General features: G+C 66.3%; 17 protein-coding genes, 1 tRNA gene and 1 pseudogene. 13 read left to right on the forward strand and 6 right to left on the reverse strand.

What is annotated here, in order from left to right:
• The first annotated feature begins 3 nt into the window (after nucleotides 1-3).
• The gene (locus tag BSE24067_RS23860) at nucleotides 4-1350 is read left to right on the forward strand and encodes an MFS transporter (protein WP_151065167.1); all 1347 of its coding nucleotides are present in this window, start codon (nucleotides 4-6) and stop codon (nucleotides 1348-1350) included.
• Nucleotides 1337-2386 (forward strand): lactonase family protein, encoded by a 1050-nt coding sequence (locus tag BSE24067_RS23865; protein ID WP_151065166.1) that lies wholly within the window; start codon nucleotides 1337-1339, stop codon nucleotides 2384-2386. Before BSE24067_RS23860 ends, BSE24067_RS23865 begins: the two co-directional genes overlap by 14 nt.
• 94 nt (nucleotides 2387-2480) lie before the next feature.
• Here BSE24067_RS23865 and BSE24067_RS23870 read toward each other — a convergent pair whose 3' ends face one another.
• Nucleotides 2481-3518 carry an AraC family transcriptional regulator gene (locus tag BSE24067_RS23870; RefSeq protein ID WP_151065165.1) on the reverse strand — a complete coding sequence of 346 codons (1038 nt, stop codon included), beginning with the start codon at nucleotides 3516-3518 and terminating at the stop codon, nucleotides 2481-2483.
• A gap of 252 nt (nucleotides 3519-3770) precedes the next feature.
• On the opposite strand from BSE24067_RS23870, the pseudogene BSE24067_RS23875 reads away from it, so the two are divergent.
• Nucleotides 3771-4841: pseudogene (locus BSE24067_RS23875) on the forward strand (fatty acid desaturase); the annotation flags it as partial.
• A 181-nt stretch (nucleotides 4842-5022) separates the two neighbouring features.
• On the opposite strand, the gene BSE24067_RS23880 reads toward BSE24067_RS23875, so the two are convergent.
• The gene (locus BSE24067_RS23880; protein ID WP_151065164.1) at nucleotides 5023-5643 is read right to left on the reverse strand and encodes an HAD family hydrolase; all 621 of its coding nucleotides are present in this window, start codon (nucleotides 5641-5643) and stop codon (nucleotides 5023-5025) included.
• A 135-nt stretch (nucleotides 5644-5778) separates the two neighbouring features.
• On the opposite strand from BSE24067_RS23880, the gene BSE24067_RS23885 reads away from it, so the two are divergent.
• A tRNA-Ser gene (locus tag BSE24067_RS23885) sits at nucleotides 5779-5869 on the forward strand.
• 102 nt (nucleotides 5870-5971) lie between these two features.
• On the opposite strand, the gene BSE24067_RS23890 is transcribed toward BSE24067_RS23885, so the two are convergent.
• The 3 genes from BSE24067_RS23890 to acs form a co-directional block, all read right to left on the reverse strand.
• A complete protein-coding gene (locus tag BSE24067_RS23890) occupies nucleotides 5972-7987 on the reverse strand; it encodes a sodium:solute symporter family protein (RefSeq protein WP_151065163.1) in 2016 nt (671 codons plus the stop codon).
• A 3-nt stretch (nucleotides 7988-7990) separates the two neighbouring features.
• Nucleotides 7991-8335 carry a DUF4212 domain-containing protein gene (locus tag BSE24067_RS23895; protein WP_151065162.1) on the reverse strand — a complete coding sequence of 115 codons (345 nt, stop codon included), beginning with the start codon at nucleotides 8333-8335 and terminating at the stop codon, nucleotides 7991-7993.
• Between the two features lie 82 nt (nucleotides 8336-8417).
• Nucleotides 8418-10400 carry an acetate--CoA ligase gene (gene acs, locus BSE24067_RS23900; protein WP_151065161.1) on the reverse strand — a complete coding sequence of 661 codons (1983 nt, stop codon included), beginning with the start codon at nucleotides 10398-10400 and terminating at the stop codon, nucleotides 8418-8420.
• 320 nt (nucleotides 10401-10720) lie between these two features.
• Between acs and BSE24067_RS23905 the strand changes: the two genes are divergently transcribed.
• The 9 genes from BSE24067_RS23905 (at nucleotide 10721) to BSE24067_RS23945 (ending at nucleotide 18014) form a co-directional block, all read left to right on the forward strand.
• Nucleotides 10721-11638 (forward strand): DMT family transporter, encoded by a 918-nt coding sequence (locus tag BSE24067_RS23905; protein WP_151065160.1) that lies wholly within the window; start codon nucleotides 10721-10723, stop codon nucleotides 11636-11638.
• Between the two features lie 113 nt (nucleotides 11639-11751).
• On the forward strand, nucleotides 11752-12333 hold the full coding sequence (locus BSE24067_RS23910) for a TIGR00645 family protein (RefSeq protein WP_151065159.1): 582 nt from the start codon (nucleotides 11752-11754) through the stop codon (nucleotides 12331-12333).
• A gap of 44 nt (nucleotides 12334-12377) precedes the next feature.
• On the forward strand, nucleotides 12378-13901 hold the full coding sequence (locus BSE24067_RS23915) for a fumarate hydratase (protein WP_006482750.1): 1524 nt from the start codon (nucleotides 12378-12380) through the stop codon (nucleotides 13899-13901).
• Nucleotides 13902-14094: 193 nt separating this feature from the next.
• Nucleotides 14095-14571 carry a bacterioferritin gene (gene bfr, locus BSE24067_RS23920; RefSeq protein ID WP_006482753.1) on the forward strand — a complete coding sequence of 159 codons (477 nt, stop codon included), beginning with the start codon at nucleotides 14095-14097 and terminating at the stop codon, nucleotides 14569-14571.
• 43 nt (nucleotides 14572-14614) lie between these two features.
• A complete protein-coding gene (gene murI, locus BSE24067_RS23925; protein WP_151065158.1) occupies nucleotides 14615-15472 on the forward strand; it encodes a glutamate racemase in 858 nt (285 codons plus the stop codon).
• Nucleotides 15473-15633: 161 nt separating this feature from the next.
• Entirely contained in the window at nucleotides 15634-15870 is a 237-nt protein-coding gene (locus tag BSE24067_RS23930) for a (2Fe-2S)-binding protein (protein ID WP_151065157.1), read from the forward strand.
• 207 nt (nucleotides 15871-16077) lie between these two features.
• Complete coding sequence (locus BSE24067_RS23935; RefSeq protein WP_151065156.1) at nucleotides 16078-16806, forward strand: energy transducer TonB; 729 nt, start codon at nucleotides 16078-16080, stop codon at nucleotides 16804-16806.
• A 34-nt stretch (nucleotides 16807-16840) separates the two neighbouring features.
• Nucleotides 16841-17572 carry a MotA/TolQ/ExbB proton channel family protein gene (locus tag BSE24067_RS23940; RefSeq protein ID WP_151065155.1) on the forward strand — a complete coding sequence of 244 codons (732 nt, stop codon included), beginning with the start codon at nucleotides 16841-16843 and terminating at the stop codon, nucleotides 17570-17572.
• 13 nt (nucleotides 17573-17585) lie between these two features.
• Nucleotides 17586-18014, forward strand: coding sequence for an ExbD/TolR family protein (locus tag BSE24067_RS23945; RefSeq protein ID WP_151065154.1), 429 nt, complete (start codon nucleotides 17586-17588; stop codon nucleotides 18012-18014).
• 377 nt (nucleotides 18015-18391) lie between these two features.
• On the opposite strand, the gene BSE24067_RS23950 is transcribed toward BSE24067_RS23945, so the two are convergent.
• On the reverse strand, nucleotides 18392-19369 hold the full coding sequence (locus tag BSE24067_RS23950; RefSeq protein WP_151065153.1) for a LysR family transcriptional regulator: 978 nt from the start codon (nucleotides 19367-19369) through the stop codon (nucleotides 18392-18394).
• Nucleotides 19370-19404 lie beyond the last annotated feature (35 nt).

A 19404-nucleotide genomic window follows, 5' to 3' on the forward strand; every position in this document is an offset into this window, starting at 1 on the left:
GCCATGCGCGGCCGCGATCCACTCGCGTCCGCCGTTTCCAAAGTAAAGTGGCACGTGCTGCCGCTCGTGCTGGTCATGTTCGTCGCGAACTACATCGATCGCGTGAACGTCGGCTTCGTCGATCGCCACCTCGAAGCGTCGATCGGTATCGGCGCGGCCGCATACGGGCTCGGCGCGGGCCTGTTCTTCGTCGGCTACGCGCTGTTCGAAGTCCCGTCGAACCTGCTGATGCAGCGCTACGGCGCACGCGTCTGGCTTGCGCGGATCATGGCGACGTGGGGCATCGTCGCGGCCGCGATGGCGTTCGTGTGGAACGACACGTCGTTCTACGTGCTGCGCTTCCTGCTCGGCGCGGCCGAGGCCGGCTTCTTCCCCGGCGTCGTGCTGTACCTGTCGCAGTGGCTGCCGCCGCAGGAACGCGGCAAGGCGATGGCGATCTTCCTTGGCGGCTCCGCGTTCGCGTCGGTGTTGTCCGGGCCCGTGACCGGCGCGCTGCTGTCGATCCACGGCTTCGGGCTGCAAGGCTGGCAGTGGATGTTCGTGATCGAAGGGCTGTTCTCGGTCGCGCTGTGCGGCGCGAGCTGGTTGCTGCTGAAATCGCACATCCGCGATGCGACGTGGCTCAGCGCCGAAGAGCGCACGGCGCTCCAGAACGCGCTCGAGGAAGAACGCGCGACACGCGACGCGCGCTCGAAGGTGCACGTGTCGGCCGCGACGCTGCTGCGCGACCCGCAGATCGTGCTGTTCTGCTTCCTGTATTTCTCGATCCAGTTGACGATCTACGCGGCGACCTTCTGGCTGCCGACGATCATCCGCAAGATGGGCGGCCTCACCGATTTCCAGGTCGGCCTGTACAACACGATTCCGTGGCTGATCGCGATCGGCGCGATGTACGGTTTCGCGGTGCTGTCCGCGAAGTGGCGGCATCCGCAGCGCTGGCTGTCGTGCGCGCTCGTGCTGGCCGCGTGCGGGCTGTTCGCGTCGACGTCGCGCGATCCCGTGTGGTCGTTCGCGTCGATCTGCTTCGCCGCGCTCGGCTTCAAGGCCGCGTCGTCGCTGTTCTGGCCGATTCCGCAGGGCTACCTCGACACGCGCGTCGCCGCCGCCGTGATCGCGCTGATCAATTCGATCGGCAACCTCGGCGGCTTCGTCGCGCCGACGGCCTTCGGCTATCTGAAGCAACATACGGGTTCGATCACGGGCGGCCTGTATGCGCTCGCGATCGCGTCCCTCGTCGCCGCGGTCGCCGCGCTGTTCGCCCGCACGCACCGGCGCAGCGATCCGCCGCGCGGGCTGCCTGCCGACGAGTCCTTTACGAACACAGCGATGCTCCGCCATGCCGAACACTGACCGCCTGACCGTCGTCGTCTCGAATGCCGCCGACGGCGACCTCGCCACGTTCTCGCTCACGCCCGACGGCGCGCTCGCGCCGCTCGCCCGCTACCCGGCCGGCGACGCCGCGATGCCGATCGCCGTGCAGCCCGATCGTGCGCGGCTGTACGTCGCGACGCGCGGCGAGCAGCAGACGATCGTCGCGTTCCGCGTCGCGCCGGCAACCGGCGCGTTCGCCCGCATAGGCGCGACCGCGATCGACGCAAGCCATGCGTATCTGTCGGTCGACCGCAGCGGCCGCTGGCTGCTCGGCGCGTCGTACGGCGGCAATTCGCTGAGCGTCTACGATGCCGCGCGCGTGCGCGACGGCGACGGTGCGCCGCTGCAGGTCGCGGCCGGCATCGCGAACGCGCATGCGGTGATCGTGTCGCCGGACAACCGGTTCGCGTACGTGAGCTCACTCGGCTCGGACCGGATCTTCACGTTCGCGCTGGTCGAGGATGCCGGCGGGCTGCGCGCGGTCGAGCACGGCGAAACGCGCGTGCCGGGCGGCTTCGGGCCGCGTCATCTGCGCTTCGCGCGCGACGGCCATGCGCTCGTCGCGGTCAGCGAATTCCAGGCGACGCTCGCGACCTTCACGCGCGACGCCGAGAGCGGGCGCCTCGGCAACGCACAGGTCAGCGCGCATCACCCGGCCGTTGCGGGCCTCGCGCAAGGTCATGCGCGGCCGCCCGCGCCGAGCGAACCTTCCGTGTGGGCCGCCGATCTGCACCTGACGCCCGACGAGCGCTTCGCGTATGTCAGCGAACGCACGTCGAGCCAGCTGCTCTGCTATCGCCGCGATGCGGACGGCGCGCTCGAACCCGCACACGCGACCGCCACCGAAACCCAGCCGCGCGGCTTCGCAATCGATCCGTCGGGACGCTGGCTCGTCGCGTGCGGCGAGCAGTCGGAATACGTGACGGTCTACGCGATCGCGCCGGACGACGGCACGCTTGCACTGCACGCGCGCGTGGCCGGCGGGCGCGGGGCGAACTGGGTGACGATCGTCTGAGCGTCTGACTGGCTGATTGCTCGACCCGTTGATGGATCGATGCCGCGCGCATCACGCGTAGCGGCGAGCCGCGCCCCACCGCCCCACCGCGCCGTCAGCGGCGCTCGCTCGGCGCGACGCCCGTCCAGCGCTTGAACGCACGCGTGAAGTTCGCGCGATCGGTGTAGCCGACCCGCGCCGCAATTTCATCGACCGGCAGTTGCGTGCCCTCGAGCAACCGGAGCGCATCGCGCAGCCGGATCTCGTCGAGCAGCGCCGAATACGTCGTGCCGAATTCCGCGAGCTTGCGCTTCAACGTGCGTGCCGACACGTGCAGCTCGCGCGCGACGTCGTCCACCGACGGATAGCCGGCGTCACCGCAGATCAGCAGATTGCGCACGCGCTCGACGACGCTTTCCGCATAGCCGAGACGCGCGAGCTCGGCCTCGCACTGCTGGACGATCATCTGCGCCGTCTGCGCGTTCGCGGTGCCGATCGGCTCGTCGAGCAGCGCGGCGTCGCAGCGGATGCGGTTCGCGCTCGCATTGAAATGACAGCGCGGCAACCGCGCGCGATAGCGCTCGAACCATGGCGGTTCCGGCCATTCGAAATGCAGCTCGGCGCGCGACTGCAGCGTGCGGCCCGGCACGGGATCGAGCAGCGAGTTGAACAGGATCGCCGTCTCGACCAGGAAGTTTTCCACCGCGAACTGGCGCAGCCGGCCGAGCGGAAACGCCTCGAGCACGTCGATGTCGACCGTCGCGTCGAGCTGCGTGAGCCGCACCGAGAAAAACGGCACGCGCGTCGGCAGATAGCGGATGCCGAGCGCGATCGCTTCGCCGAGCGTCGCGCAACTCATCAGCCCGAAGCCGATCAGCCCGGATTTCGTCAGACTGCTGCGCAGGCCGATCTCGATCGCGATCGACGGATCGTTCGTCGCATCGAGCAGGTTGAATACGATCGCCGCCTGCTGCAGCGGCGTGATACGCGCGTCCGGCTGCGCGAGCCGGTCGCGCTCGACGCCCGAGCCCGCGAGGATGCGGCCCGCGTCGATGCCGCGCTCCTCGGCGAGCATCAGCATGAACAGCGCATACGCGGACGATACCGTCGCCTTGTTCAGCTGGCGCACGGCATCCGGGGCTGACAAGGCCATGCGGCGGACTCCGGAGCAGTTTCGGCGGATTGTAGCGTCGCTGGCCCGCAATGACACCACGGCGGGACTCTAGCCGGACGGCGCCGCACACGGGCCGCCGACGCGCCGTTCGGCGTAACCCGAAACGCAGCCCAACACCTGGCCCGAAATGACACCATCATTGGCACCGGCGGCTCTCGCGCGCGCCGCCGCGCGCACCTATGCTTGTCACATCGGCATTGCGCCCCACTCTTTCAGCACGGATTCCGGTCGATGAACGCACCCGCACGAACCGTCTTTCGCCACGACGCCGACAAGGTCGCGTATGTGCGCCGCGAGGTCAACGCGGCGAGCGACGCGATCCGCGCGCGATTTCCGCTGCTCGACAATCAGAACCTCGTCGGCGCGGCCGTGATGGCCGTATCGGTCGGCGCGATGCTCGCGATCGCGTGGCTGTATGCGCGCGGCGCGATCGCGTGGTACGTCGCGCTGCCGCTCGCCGCATTCGTCACGTCGCTGATCCACGAGCTCGAGCACGATCTGATCCACCTGATGTACTTCAAGAAGACGCCGTGGGCCTATCACCTGATGATGGCGCTGTGCTGGCTCGCGCGGCCGGGCACGATCAATCCGTGGACGCGGCGGCGCATGCACCTGCATCACCACAAGATGTCGGGCGGCGAATCGGATCTCGAGGAATTCGGCATCACCAACGGCGAACGCTGGGGCGTGAAGCGGCTGCTGATGATCGCGGACGGAATGCTCGCCGTCGCGCTGCGCCCCGCCGCGATGCGCCGCAAGGTCACGCAGTATGTGGCCGCGCAGCCGGTGCAGGATGCGGCCGAACGTGCGCGATTGCGCGTCGAGCAAGTGTCGTCCTACCTGCCGATCGGACACGTGTATTACGCGCTGTGGCATGCGTTCATCGTCTATCACGCAGGGCTGTTCGCGCTGCATGTGTTCGGACATGCGGTGTCCGTGCCGGCAAGTGTCGAACGCGTGATGAGCGTCGTCGATTTTCTCGCGGTCGTGTGGCTCGCGCCGAATTTCGTGCGCAGCTTCTGCATCAACTTCGTCAGCTCGAACATGCATTACTTCGGCGACGTCGATTCGCGCAACGTGATCCAGCAGACGCAGGTGCTCAACCCGTGGTGGATGCTGCCGTTCCAGCTGTTCTGCTTCAACTTCGGGAGCACGCATGCGATTCATCACTTCGTGGTGCGCGATCCGTTCTACATCCGGCAGCTGACCGCGCGCACCGCGCATGCGGCACTGCGCGAAGTCGGTGTGCGGTTCAATGATGTCGGCACGTTCAAGCGCGCGAATCGCTGGGGAACTTATCGTCCGGTTGGTTCCGCTGGTTCCGGCGGTTCCGGCGGTTCCGGCGGTTCCGGCGGTTCCGGCGGTTCCGGCGGTTCCGGCGGTTCCGATCGTCCGGTTCGCGCAGCGCGCGGCGGCCAGCGGGCGGACGTGTAACGGCGTTGCGTGCTGACCAGCGGGCGCTGTCGGGCCTGACCGTATCGCGTCAATCGCCGATCGGCAGCATCGGTCCGTGCCCGCGAATCCACGCGCGGTTCGCGAGCTCGGCCATTTCCTTGTCGCCGCGACTGTCGCCGTACGCGAACAGTTGCGTCGGCGGTTGATTGCCCCACCAGCCGCGCAAACGCACCACCTTCTGCGGCCCCCAGCAGTTCTCGCCGTTCAGCCGCCCGGTGAACGTGCCGCGCTCGAATGCGAGACGCGTCGCAAGGACGGTATCGATGCCGACCGTCTTCGCCCACTTCTCCAGATACACCGACGGCGACGCGCTGACCAGCACGACTTCGTGCCCGCGCGCCTGATGCTCGCGCACGCGTTCGAGCATGTCCGGGCGCACGAGGTTCGGCAGATAGTCATCGACGAAGCGGCGCGCCAATGCGTCGAGCGCGTCGTCGCGAATCGGCCCGAGCGCGAACCACGCGAACTTGGCCTTCGCATCGCCGCGCGACAGCAAGCCGGCCTTCATCGCGACGAGCCACGGCAGCGCGCGCAGGCCGGCCCACGCGAAGCGCGGCGTGCCGACCGCATAGCGGACGAAATGACGGAAGCTGTCGGTAGTCGTGATGGTGCCGTCGAAATCGAAGGCGGCGACGATACGGTCGGTCATGGAAGGCTGGGAAGCAGTCGAATGCCCGGGAAGATAGCAGAGTCGGGGGCGGTAGCGAGATTTCGGGCCAGGTCCGGCCGACTGTCGAAGGGGGTGGCGAGCCGCCGCCAGAGTTTGCTATACTCTCGCTCTTCCGGAGAGATGGATGAGTGGTTTAAGTCGCACGCCTGGAAAGCGTGTATAGGTTAATCGCCTATCGGGGGTTCGAATCCCCCTCTCTCCGCCAAGACTTCAAATGCCCGCGCCAGCGGGCATTTTCATTTACGGACTGCCCACCGCGGCGTTCCCCGAGCCGCGGCCCGCCGGCCTTCCCGACACACGCCGCCCCTCACGGATGCCGAATATAATCCACCAACGCCCGCGTATACTCATCCGGCTCCCGATCAACGAGACTGACGACGATCGCCACCGCAAACCCCGCCGGCACCCCGAACACGCCTGAACTGATCGGCTCGATCCCGAACCACGTCCGCCCGGCAAACCCGGTGAGCTGCGTGAAATACGGATACGTCGACACGATGTAATACACACAAACGGCGAGCCCCGTCACCATCCCGGCGATCGCCCCGCGCGTCGTCGTGCGCTTCCAGAACACGCCGAGCACGAGCACCGGAAAGAAACTCGAAGCCGCGAGCGAGAACGCCGCCCCGACGAGAAACAGAATCTTCCCGGTATTGAGCGACGCGACATACGACGCGAACAGCGCAACCCCGAGCAGCAGCACCTTCGAGATCGTCACGCGACGCTGACTCGACGCATCCGGCGCGACCATGCAGTAATAGACGTCGTGCGACAACGCATTCGCGATCGTCAGCAGCAGCCCGTCCGCGGTCGACAGTGCAGCCGCGAGCGCCCCCGCCGCGATCAGGCCGGACACGACATACGGCAAGCCCGCGATCTCCGGCGCGGCCAGCACGACCATATCGGGCTGCATCTGGATTTCCGACCAGTGGACGATGCCATCGCGAATCACCTCGACGACGCTGATCAGATCCGGCTCGAAGTGATGCCACTGCGTGACCCACGCGGGCAACTCGGCGATCGGCCGCCCGACGAGGTTCGCGAGTATCTCGTACTTGATCATCACCGCGAGCACCGGCACGCTCAGATAGAACAGCGCGATGAAGAACAGCGTCCAGCCGACCGAACGCCGCGCGGACGCCACCGACGTCGTCGTGTTGTAGCGCGTGAGAATGTGCGGCAGGCTCGCGGTGCCGAGCGACAGGCACAGCAGCAGCGCGAGAAAATTCCGCTCGCGCGGCTTGCGCGCGTCGTCGTTCGCGGCGGGAAACGGTTCATGCATCGGCACGGGCGGCTCGGCCCGCGCGAGCAGGTCGTCGCGCGCCTGGGTCCAGGCCACGCGCGCCGCCGTCGGATCGCGCGGAAAATCGGCCAGCTCGCGTTCGCGCTGGTTGATCTCGCGCAGCGGTCCGTTGTGGCGCCGCAGATCCGCGAGTTGTTCGACGAGCTGCCGGCGTGCGTCCGCATACGACTCCGGCAGACGATCGAGCTGCGTCTGAATGATCGCGGCCTGCCCGCGATACGCGGCGCGCACCTGCTGCTCGTCGGCCGCGTCGCGCACCTGCGCCTCGCGCGCCGCCACGCGCTCCATCAGCTTGCCGTAATTGAACTGCGGCACGGGCCCAAGCCCGTTCTTCATTGCGATCAGCGACACGGGTATCAGGATCGCACTGATCAGAATGATGTACTGCGCAACCTGCGTCCACGTGACCGCGCGCATCCCGCCGAGAAAGGAGCATACGAGAATGCCCGCGAGCCCGCAGAAGATGCCGATCGCGAAGTCGACACCGATGAAGCGCGTCGCGATCAGGCCGATTCCCTGGATCTGCGCGACCAGATAAACGAACGAACACAGGATCGCCGCGCCGGCCGCGAGCGCGCGCACGGCGGTGCTCGAAAAGCGCGTGCCGAGAAAATCGGGAATCGTGTAGCGCGCGAGCTTGCGCACGTAGGGCGCAAGCAGGAACGCGACGAGGCAGAAGCCGCCCGTCCACCCCATCACGTACGCGAGCGCATCGTAGCCGGTCGCGTATAGCGAGCCGGCCAGCCCGATGAACGACGCCGCGGACAGCCAGTCGGCCGCCGTCGCCATGCCGTTGAACGCGGACGGCACGCGCCGCCCGGCCACGTAGTACTCGACGAGATCGGACGTGCGAGACAGCAGTCCGATCACCGCATACACGGCGATCGGCACGAACAGGAACACATAGCCGATCCACACGCCGGAACCGGTCGCGCGCTCGATCCGCCACAGCAGCAGCACGAACCCGAGAAAGCCCAGCGTATAGAGCGCGTATGCGCGAATCAGTCGATGCGTCAGCATGGATCAGCGCGCAGGGTGCGCATCGGCCGCCTGCGCGGCATGGTCGTCGTACGCGCGCCGCAGCGTGCGGTCCGCGCGCTGCATCAGCCCGATGTACACGACGATCAGCACGAGATACACGAGGATCGCGCCCTGCGCGCCGACATAGAACGGCAGGCTGAAACCGGCGAAGCGGATGCCCGCGAGCGCGGGCGCGAAGAACGGCACGACGAACGATACGGAGAAGCCGATCGCCATCAGCACCACGATCAGCACGACGTTGAAGCGCCAATAGCGCGCGTGAGCACGCGCGAGCGGTTCGGGTACGGGCGGCGGCGCCTCAGGCGCCGGACGGGTCTGAACGGTCATGCCGTTATTTAGCAAAAAGCCCCTGCGCGGGCAATCGGGATTGCCGCGCAGGGGCTCGTGCGCGCAAGCGCGACCGGTGTGCTCAGCGCACTTCGGCGAGTTGCTCGAGAATCGCCGGATTCTCGAGCGTGGACGTGTCCTGCGTGATCGCCTCGCCCTTCGCGAGCGAGCGCAGCAGGCGCCGCATGATCTTGCCCGAGCGCGTCTTCGGCAGGTTGTCGCCGAAGCGGATGTCCTTCGGCTTCGCGATCGGCCCGATCTGCTTGCCGACCCAGTCGCGCAGCGACTTCGCGAGCGCCGCCGCTTCCTCGCCTTCCGGACGCGACCGCTTCAGAACCACGAACGCGACCACCGCTTCGCCGGTCGTGTCGTCCGGGCGGCCGACCACCGCCGCTTCCGCAACGAGTTCGTGCGACACCAGCGCCGACTCGATCTCCATCGTGCCGAGCCGGTGGCCCGACACGTTCAGCACGTCGTCGATGCGGCCCATGATCGTGAAGTAGCCGGTGTCCTTGTCGCGCACCGTGCCGTCGCCGGCCAGGTACAACCGGCCGCCAAGTTCCTCCGGGTAGTAACTCTTCTTGAAGCGCTCCGGATCGCCCCAGATCGTGCGGATCATCGACGGCCACGGACGCTTGACGACCAGAATCCCGCCTTGCCCGTTCGGCACGTCCTGCCCCGTTTCGTCGACCACCGCCGCCATGATGCCCGGCAGCGGCAGCGTGCACGAGCCCGGCACCGTCGGCGTCGCGCCCGGCAGCGGCGTGATCATGTGGCCGCCGGTTTCGGTCTGCCACCACGTGTCGACGATCGGGCAGCGCTCCTGGCCGACGTGCTTGTGGTACCACATCCACGCTTCCGGATTGATCGGCTCGCCGACCGTGCCGATGATGCGCAGGCTCGACAGGTCGTAGCTCTTCGGATGAACCTTGTCGTCGGCTTCGGCGGCCTTGATCAGCGAGCGGATCGCGGTCGGCGCGGTGTAGAACACCGTGACCTTGTGATCGCCGATCATCTTCCAGAAGCGGCCGGCGTCCGGATACGTCGGCACGCCCTCGAACACGACCTGCGTGCCGCCGCACGCGAGCGGGCCGTACGTGATGTACGTGTGGCCCGTGACCCAGCCGATGTCGGCCGTGCACCAGAACACGTCGTCGGGCTTCCAGTCGAAGGTCCACTTCATCGTCTGCGCGGCCCACAGCAGATAGCCGCCGGTGCTGTGCTGCACGCCCTTCGGCTTGCCGGTCGAGCCGGACGTATACAGGATGAACAGCGGATGCTCGGCGCCGACCCATTCCGGCGCGCAGGTGTCGGATTCGCCGTCGACCAGCTCGTGCATCCACAGGTCGCGCTCCGCATGCCAGTCGATCTTGCCGCCGGTGCGGCGATAGACGATCACGCTGTTGACCGCCTCGCAGCCGCCCATCGCGATCGCTTCGTCGGCGATGCTCTTGAGCGGCAGCGTCTTGCCGCCGCGCGCCTGCTCGTCGGCGGTGATCAGCGCGACCGCGCCGACGTCGACGAGCCGCTCGTTCAGCGACTTCGCGGAGAAGCCGCCGAACACGACCGAGTGCGTCGCGCCGATGCGCGCGCAGGCCTGCATCGCGACGATGCCCTCGATCGACATCGGGATGTAGATGACGACGCGATCGCCCTTGCCGATGCCGCGTTTCTTCAGCGCATTCGCGAAACGCGACACGCGCGCGAGGAGGTCCGCATAGGTGACGCGCGTGACGGTGCCGTCGTCGGCCTCGAAGATCACCGCGACGCGCTCGCCGTTGCCGGCTTCGACGTGGCGGTCGAGGCAGTTGTACGACGCGTTGAGCTCGCCGTCGTCGAACCATGTGTAGAACGGCGCGTTGCGCTCGTCGAGCACCTTCGTGAACGGCTTGTGCCAGCTGAGGCCCTCGCGCGCGAGACGCGCCCAGAAGCCTTCGTAATCGCGCTCGGCTTCGGCGGCCAGTGCGCGGTAGGCCGGCATGCCGGAGATGGTCGCCGCCTTCTCGAGCGCCTCGGGCGGCGCAAACTGACGGGTTTCGTGAAGAACCGATTCAATCGCAGACATCGACTACCCCTTGGTGAACATGAATCCTCTGCATGGCGGCGCGATTCGTGCGCGCCGCGCGTCTTGGCCGGCGCATATGCGTGCGCCGCTGTCTCCCACCTCACCCGCGCGCGGCCCGGAGGCTGCACGCGATGCTGCGCCGCACCACGTCACGCGTCGGTGGACGCTGGGCCCGGCGGTTTCCACGATAAGCGCTCGAACTTACCCGTCACTTACGCAGCCTCGCCGTTTCGCACGCGCGCTGCATGACGGCCGATCGCTTTACGCTGTTACAAATGCGACTCTACAATCCTAACTGAACTCGCCCCCCGGACTCCAGCTTGAATCGCTACGCGCTCTTTCTCATTCTGTCGATGCTGTTCGTCGGCAGCAACGTCGGTATCGGTAAATCCATCGTCGTGTTCGTCCCGGTCGCCATCCTCGCGACGCTGCGCTTCGTGATCGCGATCGCCGTGCTGTGGCCGCTGTTCAGCCCGGTGAAGATACGCGCGGTCCGGCGTGAGGAATGGCTGAACCTGTTCCTGCAAGCGTTCTTCGGCACCTTCATGTTTACGCTGCTGATGCTCAACGGCGTGCAGCGTACGAGCGCGGTCGCTGCCGGCGTGATCACCAGCACGATCCCGGCGATCGTCGCGCTGTTCGCGTGGCTGATCCTGCGCGAAAAGCCGAACGGCCGTGCGCTCGTGTCGATCGCGCTCGCGATCGCCGGCGTCGTGACGATCAACCTTGCGAACGGCACGGCGGGCAGCCCCGCTGCCCATGCCGGCGGCGGTACGGCGTCCGGCTCGTTGGCCGGCAACCTGCTGATTCTCGGCGCCGTATGCTGCGAATCGATCTACGTGATCCTGTCGCGCCGGCTCACGCAGACGCTCGCGCCGATCGACATCTGCGCGTATACGCATCTCTTCGGTTTGTGCCTGATGCTGCCGCTCGGCGCGACGGCGTTGTGGCATTTCGATTACGCGAGCGTGCCGGCCGGCACGTGGGCGCTCGTCGTCTGGTACGGGCTCTCGGCCAGCATCTTCTCGTTCTGGCTGTGGATGAAGGGCATCCGGCACGTGCCGGGCAGCCTCGCCGGCGTGTTCAGCGCGGTGCTGCCGGTCGCGGCCGCCGCATACGGCATCGCATTTCTCGGCGAACGCCCGACACTCGCACACGGCATCGCGCTCGCGTGCGTCGTCACGGGCATCGTGCTCGCGAGCCTGCGCGTGAAACGCGTGCCGGCGGCCACGTCCTGATCCGTCCCCAGCGGACCCGGCGCGTCGCTGCAGCCGCGTCGGCCGACGCGTTACAATAGCGCGCCTTTTCAAGATTACCCCCGATACCTGCGCACAGCGCCCGTACCACCATCATGTCCGCCCCGCATTCGCCCGGCTCCACCCGTCGCCCGCTTCGCCCGCTGCCCGCGCTGATCTTCATGAGCCGCTGGCTCCAGGTTCCGCTCTATCTGGGCCTGATCGTCGCGCAGGCCGTCTACGTATTCCTGTTCCTGAAGGAAGTCTGGCACCTGCTGTCGCACGCGACCGGGCTCGACGAAATCAGCGTGATGCTCGCGGTGCTCGGCCTGATCGACGTGGTGATGATCTCGAACCTGCTGATCATGGTGATCGTCGGCGGCTACGAGACGTTCGTGTCGCGCCTCGGCATCGAGGGCCATCCCGACGAGCCCGAGTGGCTCGACCACGTGAACGCGGGCGTGCTGAAGGTCAAGCTGTCGATGGCGTTGATCAGCATTTCGTCGATCCATCTGCTGAAAACCTTCATCAACCCCGACCAGCACACGACGCACGCGATCATGTGGCAGGTGATCATCCACGTGTCGTTCCTCGTGTCGGCGCTCGTGATGGCGTGGGTGGACCGCCTGACGACCCACACGCACCCGGCCCATTTCCACGACGCGCACGCGCCAGCGGCGTCCCGACCGGCGGCCTGAACCGCCGGCAACGTATTCCCCACTGTCCCCACAGAGTCTCAGCCATGACCGTCATCAAACAGGAAGACCTGATCCAGAGCATCGCGGATTCGCTGCAGTACATCAGCTACTACCACCCGCTCGACTACATCCAGGCCCTCGGCCGCGCGTACGAGCTGGAAGAAAGCCCGGCCGCGAAGGACGCGATCGCGCAGATCCTCACGAACAGCCGCATGTGCGCGGAAGGCCGCCGCCCGATCTGCCAGGACACCGGCATCGTGACGATCTTCGTGAAGGTCGGCATGGACGTGCGCTGGGACGGCGCGACGATGGGCCTCACCGACATGATCAACGAAGGCGTGCGCCGCGGTTACACGCACCCGGACAACGTGCTGCGCGCGTCGATCGTCAATCCGCCGGAAGGCGCCCGCAAGAACACGAAGGACAACACGCCGGCGGTGATCCACTACGAGATCGTGCCGGGCGACAAGGTCGACGTGCAGGTCGCGGCGAAGGGCGGCGGCTCGGAGAACAAGTCGAAGTTCGTGATGCTGAACCCGTCGGATTCGATCGTCGACTGGGTGCTGAAGACGGTCCCGACGATGGGCGCCGGCTGGTGCCCGCCGGGCATGCTCGGGATCGGCATCGGCGGCACCGCCGAGAAGGCGATGCTGATGGCGAAGGAATCGCTGATGGAGCCGATCGACATCCAGGAAATCATCGCGCGCGGCCCGAAGGACTGGATCGAGGAACTGCGCGTCGAACTGCACGAGAAGGTCAACGCGCTCGGCATCGGCGCGCAGGGCCTCGGCGGCCTCGCGACCGTGCTCGACGTGAAGATCATGGCTGCACCGACGCACGCAGCCTCGAAGCCGGTCGCGCTGATCCCGAACTGCGCGGCCACGCGCCACGCGCACTTCGTGCTCGACGGCTCGGGCCCGGCCAAGCTTGAAGCGCCGTCGCTCGACGCCTGGCCGAAGGTCCAGTGGGAACCGAACACGGAAACCAGCAAGCGCGTCGACCTGAACACGCTGACGCCGGAAGAAGTCGCGAGCTGGACGCCGGGCCAGACGCTGCTGCTGTCGGGCAAGATGCTTACCGGCCGCGACGCCGCGCACAAGCGCATCGCCGACATGCTCGCGAAGGGCGAGAAGCTGCCGGTCGACTTCACGAACCGCGTGATCTACTACGTCGGCCCGGTCGATCCGGTGCGCGACGAAGTGGTCGGCCCGGCCGGCCCGACGACGGCCACGCGGATGGACAAGTTCACCGAGACGATGCTCGCTCAGACGGGTCTGATCTCGATGGTCGGCAAGGCAGAACGCGGCCCGGTCGCGATCGACGCGATCAAGAAGCACAAGGCGGCCTACCTGATGGCGGTCGGCGGTGCGGCGTACCTCGTGTCGAAGGCGATCCGCGGCGCGAAGGTGCTCGCATTCGAAGACCTCGGGATGGAAGCGATCTACGAATTCGACGTGCAGGACATGCCGGTGACGGTGGCCGTCGATTCGTCGGGCACGTCGGTTCACCAGACGGGTCCGAAGGAATGGCAGGCGAAGATCGGCAAGATCCCGGTCGCCACGGCTTAAGCGCACGTACAGGAAAGGCCGGACGGAAGTCCGGCCTTTTTACTTCTCATTCTCGTTATCGTGTTCGGCACGATATTCGAGGCTGATTCTCATTACACGCAGAAGGCAGGCCGGGCAAGGCTTCGAGGCTTGGCTTTTCTCGTTCGAGCGATTATCGTTCGGTTTCTGAAGCCCCACTGAACAAGGAACAGCCATGCAAGGCGACAAGAAAGTCATCGAATATCTCAACGCCCAACTGAAAAACGAACTCACGGCGATCAACCAGTACTTCCTGCATGCGCGCATGTACAAGCACTGGGGCCTCGACAAGCTCGGCAAGCACGAATACGACGAATCGATCGGAGAAATGAAGCACGCCGACTGGCTGATCGAGCGCGTGTTCATGCTCGACGGCCTGCCGAACCTGCAGGACCTGCACAAGCTGCTCGTCGGCGAGGAAACCGAAGAGATTCTGAAGTGCGACCTGAAGCTCGAGCAGATCTCGCAGTCCACCTGCAAGGAAGCGATCGCGTACTGCGAATCGGTGCGTGACTACGTATCGCGCGAGATCTTCGAAAAGATTCTCGACGACACCGAAGAGCACATCGACTGGCTGGAAACGCAGATCGACCTGATCGGCAAGGTCGGCCTGCAGAACTATCAGCAGACGATGATGGGTTCGCCCGAGTAATCGTCACGCGCTCCACGATCACCACCTCGCCGGCCGCATCACGATGACGAACCAGCCAGCCGCTTCCGGGGCCCGCCCCACCGCCCCCGTCGGGATCTTCGATTCGGGGCTCGGCGGCCTGTCGGTGCTGCGCGCCGTGCGCGCGCACCTGCCCGGCGAGTCGTTCGTCTATGTCGCCGATTCGCATTACGCACCGTATGGTCCGCGCGACGAGGCGTTCATCACCGAGCGGACGCTGGCGATCGGCGAGTGGCTTGCGCGCGAAGGAGCGAAGGCGCTCGTGATCGCGTGCAACACCGCGACGGCGCGCGCGATCGCGACCGTCCGCGAACGCCTGGCGATACCGCTCGTCGGTGTCGAGCCGGGCATCAAACCGGCGGCCGCGCTGTCCGCCAGCGGCGTCGCCGGCGTGCTCGCCACGCAATCGACGCTGAACAGCCCGCGCTTCCAGGCGCTGCTCGACCGCTACGGAGCCGGGCGCCGCTTCATCTGCCAGCCCGGCCACGGGCTCGTCGAGGCGATCGAACGCGGCGACACGAATTCGCCCGCGTTGCGCGCGTTGCTCGACCGTTATCTGCAGCCGATGCTCGACGACGGCGCCGACACGCTGGTGCTCGGCTGCACACATTACCCGTTCTTTTCTGAAACGATTCGTGACCTTGTTGGCGACCGCCTGACCATCGTCGATACCAGCGACGCAATCGCCCGCCAGCTCGCGCGCGTGCTCGACGAATGCGATCTACGCGCGCCGGCCGGCACCCGTGGCGCGCCGCCGCGCTTCTGCTCGACGGGCGACGGCAGGCAGCTGCGCGCGCTCGCGTCGACGCTGCTCGGCCTCGACGCATCGGTCGAATCCGTCACCATTTCGTCGCCGAACGCGCGCGCCTGCGCGCCCGCCTGACGCCGGCCGGCCGTGCCGCCGGCCGCCCTTCCCGCGCCGCAGCCATGCCGCCTACGCTGCTTGAGGGGTCCGATGACTTTAAAAAAGCCCAACCCAGGCTTGTCAACATCCGCAAATTTAATGATAATAATTCGCATTAACGTTAGCTATCGCAACTCATCATGATCGTCTGCGTGTGCAAGTCTGTTTCCGATCGCAAGATTCGCGCGTCCCTCGCCGAGGGCGTGAGTTCTTTCGATGAACTCCAGTTCGAGCTCGGCGTGGCCACGTGCTGCGGCAAGTGCGAGGAGTCCGTACGCGACCTCATGGCCGAGCAAGGCGTCTGCGCGAGCCGGTGCGGTGTCGAGCATCATGCTCACCCGATCCCGGTAACGTTCTACGAGCGCAAGGCCGCCTGAGCGTGCGCATGCGGCGCGAGCCGCGTTTTACGTCTGACCGTCAGCAAGCCACCGTCCGCGCGAGCCAACGGCTTACCTGCCAAGGAGCCTGTCATGGAATTGCTGATCGGATTCGTAACGACCGTGTGCATCTCGCTGCTGATCTTCCGTAAGTAATACCGATTCACCCGCCGCGCCCCGGGTGCGACGTCGTTCTTTCAAGCTAACATGCAGGCTTCGCATCTCGCTCCTGCCGGCGCCATGCCGGCTGCACCACGTATGAATCCCCGAGTGATCGTCGTCGCGGTCGGCGTGCTCGCCGCGCACGCGATCATGCTGACGGCCGCGTGGCTCCATCGCAACGCGCCGCCGCCGAAGGAGATCGAAGTCCAGTCGATCACCGCGCAGCTCATCCCGCCTGCACCTGCTGCTCAACCGGTCGCGGTCCAGTCGGTCGCGCAGCCCGCGCCGCCGAAGCCCGTGCCGCGCGAGAAACCCAAGGTCGAGCCCAAGCCCGTGCAGAAGGTGGTCAAGCCGACGCCTCAGCCGGTCGCGCAATCACCGTCGCCGACGCCCGCGCCGGCGGCTGCCGATCCGACACCCGCTCCCGCCGCACCTGCGCCTGCTGCGCCGGCCGCCGCACCCGGCCCGGCTCGCGAGACGATGCAGGTCAGCGCGCCGAAGAACGTATCGGCACTCAGCTGCAATTTCGTGAAGCCCACCTATCCGTCGATGTCGCGCCGCCGCGGCGAAACGGGCACGGCTTATGTTCACTTCGTCATCGGCGTGACGGGCAAGATCGAAAGCGTCCAGTTGCAGAAGAGCAGCGGCTACCCGCGTCTCGACGAAGCCGCGCTCGATGCGACGCGCGCCAGCACCTGTCCGCCGTACGTCGAGAACGGGCAAGCGATTCGCGCCGCCCATACGCTGCCCTTCAACTTCACGCTCGACGACTAACCCGCCTCATTCGGAAGATTCAAAGGAAACAAAAATGCAAAGCTACGGTATCGCGCACGTCTGGGCGCAAGGTGATCTCGTCACGCGTGCGATCGCGATCACGCTGCTCGTGATGTCGGTCCTGTCGTGGATCGTGATCATCGTCAAGGGCTGGAACGTGGTTCGCCTGAACCGTCTCACGAAGAATGCCGAACAAGCGTTCTGGCATTCCGACGATTTCGACGACGGCATCAAGAAGCTCGGCCTCGCCGCATCGACGCCGAGCGACAACCCGTTCCTCGCGCTCGCACTGTCAGGCAAGGAAGCCGCCGATCACCACCATCAGACGCAACCGCACCTGCACGATCGCATGGACGTGTCGGACTGGATCACGCGCTGCCTGAAGGACACGATGGACGAAGGCATCTCGCGCATGCAGGCCGGCCTCGCGATTCTCGCGTCGATCGGCAGCACGGCGCCGTTCGTCGGCCTGTTCGGCACGGTGTGGGGCATCTACCACGCACTGCTCGCGATCGGCGCAACGGGCCAGACGTCGATCGACCAGGTCGCGGGCCCGGTCGGCGAATCGCTGATCATGACGGCGTTCGGCCTGTTCGTCGCGATTCCGGCAGTGCTCGGCTACAACGCGCTGACCCGCGCGAACAAGGGTGTCGTCAGCAAGCTGCGCCGCTTCGCGCACGGTCTGCACGCGTACTTCGTGACGGGCGCGCGCCTCGCATCGTCGTCGCCGCGCGACGGCCTGCGCCTCGCCTCGCGCGCCAGCTGAGACGAGGTGAACCATGGCAATGAACACCGGCTTCAGCGATGATGACGACGATGGCGTGATGAGCGAGATCAACATGACGCCGCTCGTCGACGTCATGCTCGTACTCCTGATCATTTTCCTCGTGACGATCCCGGCGATGCAGCACGCGGTGAAGATCGACCTGCCGCACGCGAGCAGCCAGCCCGTCGACGAGAAGCCGCAAACGGTCGACGTCGCGATCCAGGGCAACGGCACGATCCTGTGGAACGACCAGACGGTCACGCGCGAGCAGCTGCAGGCGCACATCGCGGAAGCGGCAAAGCACCAGCCGCAACCTGAGTTGCACCTGCGCGCCGATCGCAAGGTGGCCTACGAACGGGTGGCTGAAGTGATGTCCGACGCGCAGGCCGGCGGCCTGACGAAGCTCGGCTTCGTGACGGAGCCGAGCGCGAAGGCGAAGTAACGCACGCGGCTTCGGGCGTGGCCGGGCTCGCGTTGCCGACCACCGGGCCGCCCCCGCAAAGTAAAAGGCCTTCATCGCCAGATGAAGGCCTTTTTTCATGCGCACGCGGGCGCCTTCGGGCGGCGGGCTCTTCGGCGGTATCGGTTGCGCCTCGAGCAACGCAAATGCGGCTACCGTGGTCTGCACGGATTGCGCGTTCTGCCCTATCTGGCTCGCAACATATGCGGCCACCTGATTCCGCTCAGAGCTTCCTTCGCGAAATGGGATTTCAATATAGGCCTGCGCGCGTACGCATTCAAGGCTCCGGCGATTGAAACTTGCGATTGCAAGCGGCGCTTCAATGACAAAACAAATTTGCCACGAGGCGCCATCTGCATTCAGGTGGCCGAAACATCAGCCGCGGCCGCTTCGCTCTTCGCGCGCTCGGGGCAACCCGGCTGCTTGTAATCGCCGTGATCGAGCTTCTCGACCAGATAGTCGACGAACGCGCGCACCGCGGGCGGCATCCCTTGCCGCGACACGAACACGGCGTAGAGTTGCGGAACAGGCAGCGTCCAGCCCGGCATCACCGGCGACAACTGCCCCGCGCGCAACGCATTGCCATACATCATTTCCGGCAGCGCCGCGATACCCAGGCCGTCGAGCGCGGCCTCGCGAATCGTCATCAGATCGGCCGTCACGAGCCGCGGGTCGTGCTCGTGCAGGTGGCGCGTGCCATCCGGCGCGATCAGCGTGAACACGTGCCGGCCATCGACGCTCGGCGTGTCGAGCGTCTCGAAGTGCGCCAGATCGTCCGGCACGAGCGGCGGCGCATTCTGGTTCAGCAGGCTCGGCGCGCCGACCAGCATCTGTTCCGTTCGCCACAGCGGCCGCACGACGATGTTCGCGTTCTGCGGCGGTTCCGAGCGCACGCGCAACGCGACGTCGATCGAATCCTCGAACAGGTCGATCACGCGATTCGTCACACGGATGTGCACCTTCACCTCGGGATAGCGGTGCAGGAATTCGGGGAGGATCCGCGACAGCATCGTCTGCGACAGCGTCACGGGCACGCTCACGCGCACCGACCCGCGCGGCGACGCGCGCAGCTGCTGCACCGCGTTCATCGCAGCCTGCGCTTCTGCCAGCATCGCCTGGCAATGCTGGTAAAACAGCTCGCCCGCCTCGGTCAGCGCGAGCTTGCGCGTCGAACGTTGCAGCAGCCGCACGCCGAGCGCCGCCTCCAGCTCCGTCAGGCGCCGCGACAGGCGCGATTTCGAGATACCCAGCACGCGTTCCGCAGCCGAAAAGCCGCCGTGCTCGACGACCTGCGAAAAGTACATGAGGTCGTTCAGGTTGTGTGCATCGATGTTCATGTCATCGTTCCAATTTCAGAACAATCCATTGCGAA

This window comes from Burkholderia latens, from assembly GCF_902499045.1.
Lineage (GTDB): Bacteria > Pseudomonadota > Gammaproteobacteria > Burkholderiales > Burkholderiaceae > Burkholderia > Burkholderia latens.

Coding starts and splice junctions, on each gene's coding strand:
- murI (WP_151065158.1), top strand. CDS start 14,615: ATGACGAACCAGCCAGCCGCTTCCGGGGCCCGCCCCACCGCCCCCGTC.
- bfr (WP_006482753.1), top strand. CDS start 14,095: ATGCAAGGCGACAAGAAAGTCATCGAATATCTCAACGCCCAACTGAAA.
- BSE24067_RS23940 (WP_151065155.1), top strand. CDS start 16,841: ATGCAAAGCTACGGTATCGCGCACGTCTGGGCGCAAGGTGATCTCGTC.
- BSE24067_RS23935 (WP_151065156.1), top strand. CDS start 16,078: ATGCAGGCTTCGCATCTCGCTCCTGCCGGCGCCATGCCGGCTGCACCA.
- BSE24067_RS23865 (WP_151065166.1), top strand. CDS start 1,337: ATGCCGAACACTGACCGCCTGACCGTCGTCGTCTCGAATGCCGCCGAC.
- BSE24067_RS23915 (WP_006482750.1), top strand. CDS start 12,378: ATGACCGTCATCAAACAGGAAGACCTGATCCAGAGCATCGCGGATTCG.
- BSE24067_RS23945 (WP_151065154.1), top strand. CDS start 17,586: ATGGCAATGAACACCGGCTTCAGCGATGATGACGACGATGGCGTGATG.
- BSE24067_RS23930 (WP_151065157.1), top strand. CDS start 15,634: ATGATCGTCTGCGTGTGCAAGTCTGTTTCCGATCGCAAGATTCGCGCG.
- BSE24067_RS23880 (WP_151065164.1), bottom strand. CDS start 5,643: ATGACCGACCGTATCGTCGCCGCCTTCGATTTCGACGGCACCATCACG.
- BSE24067_RS23870 (WP_151065165.1), bottom strand. CDS start 3,518: ATGGCCTTGTCAGCCCCGGATGCCGTGCGCCAGCTGAACAAGGCGACG.
- BSE24067_RS23860 (WP_151065167.1), top strand. CDS start 4: ATGCGCGGCCGCGATCCACTCGCGTCCGCCGTTTCCAAAGTAAAGTGG.
- BSE24067_RS23890 (WP_151065163.1), bottom strand. CDS start 7,987: ATGCTGACGCATCGACTGATTCGCGCATACGCGCTCTATACGCTGGGC.
- BSE24067_RS23950 (WP_151065153.1), bottom strand. CDS start 19,369: ATGAACATCGATGCACACAACCTGAACGACCTCATGTACTTTTCGCAG.
- BSE24067_RS23895 (WP_151065162.1), bottom strand. CDS start 8,335: ATGACCGTTCAGACCCGTCCGGCGCCTGAGGCGCCGCCGCCCGTACCC.
- acs (WP_151065161.1), bottom strand. CDS start 10,400: ATGTCTGCGATTGAATCGGTTCTTCACGAAACCCGTCAGTTTGCGCCG.
- BSE24067_RS23910 (WP_151065159.1), top strand. CDS start 11,752: ATGTCCGCCCCGCATTCGCCCGGCTCCACCCGTCGCCCGCTTCGCCCG.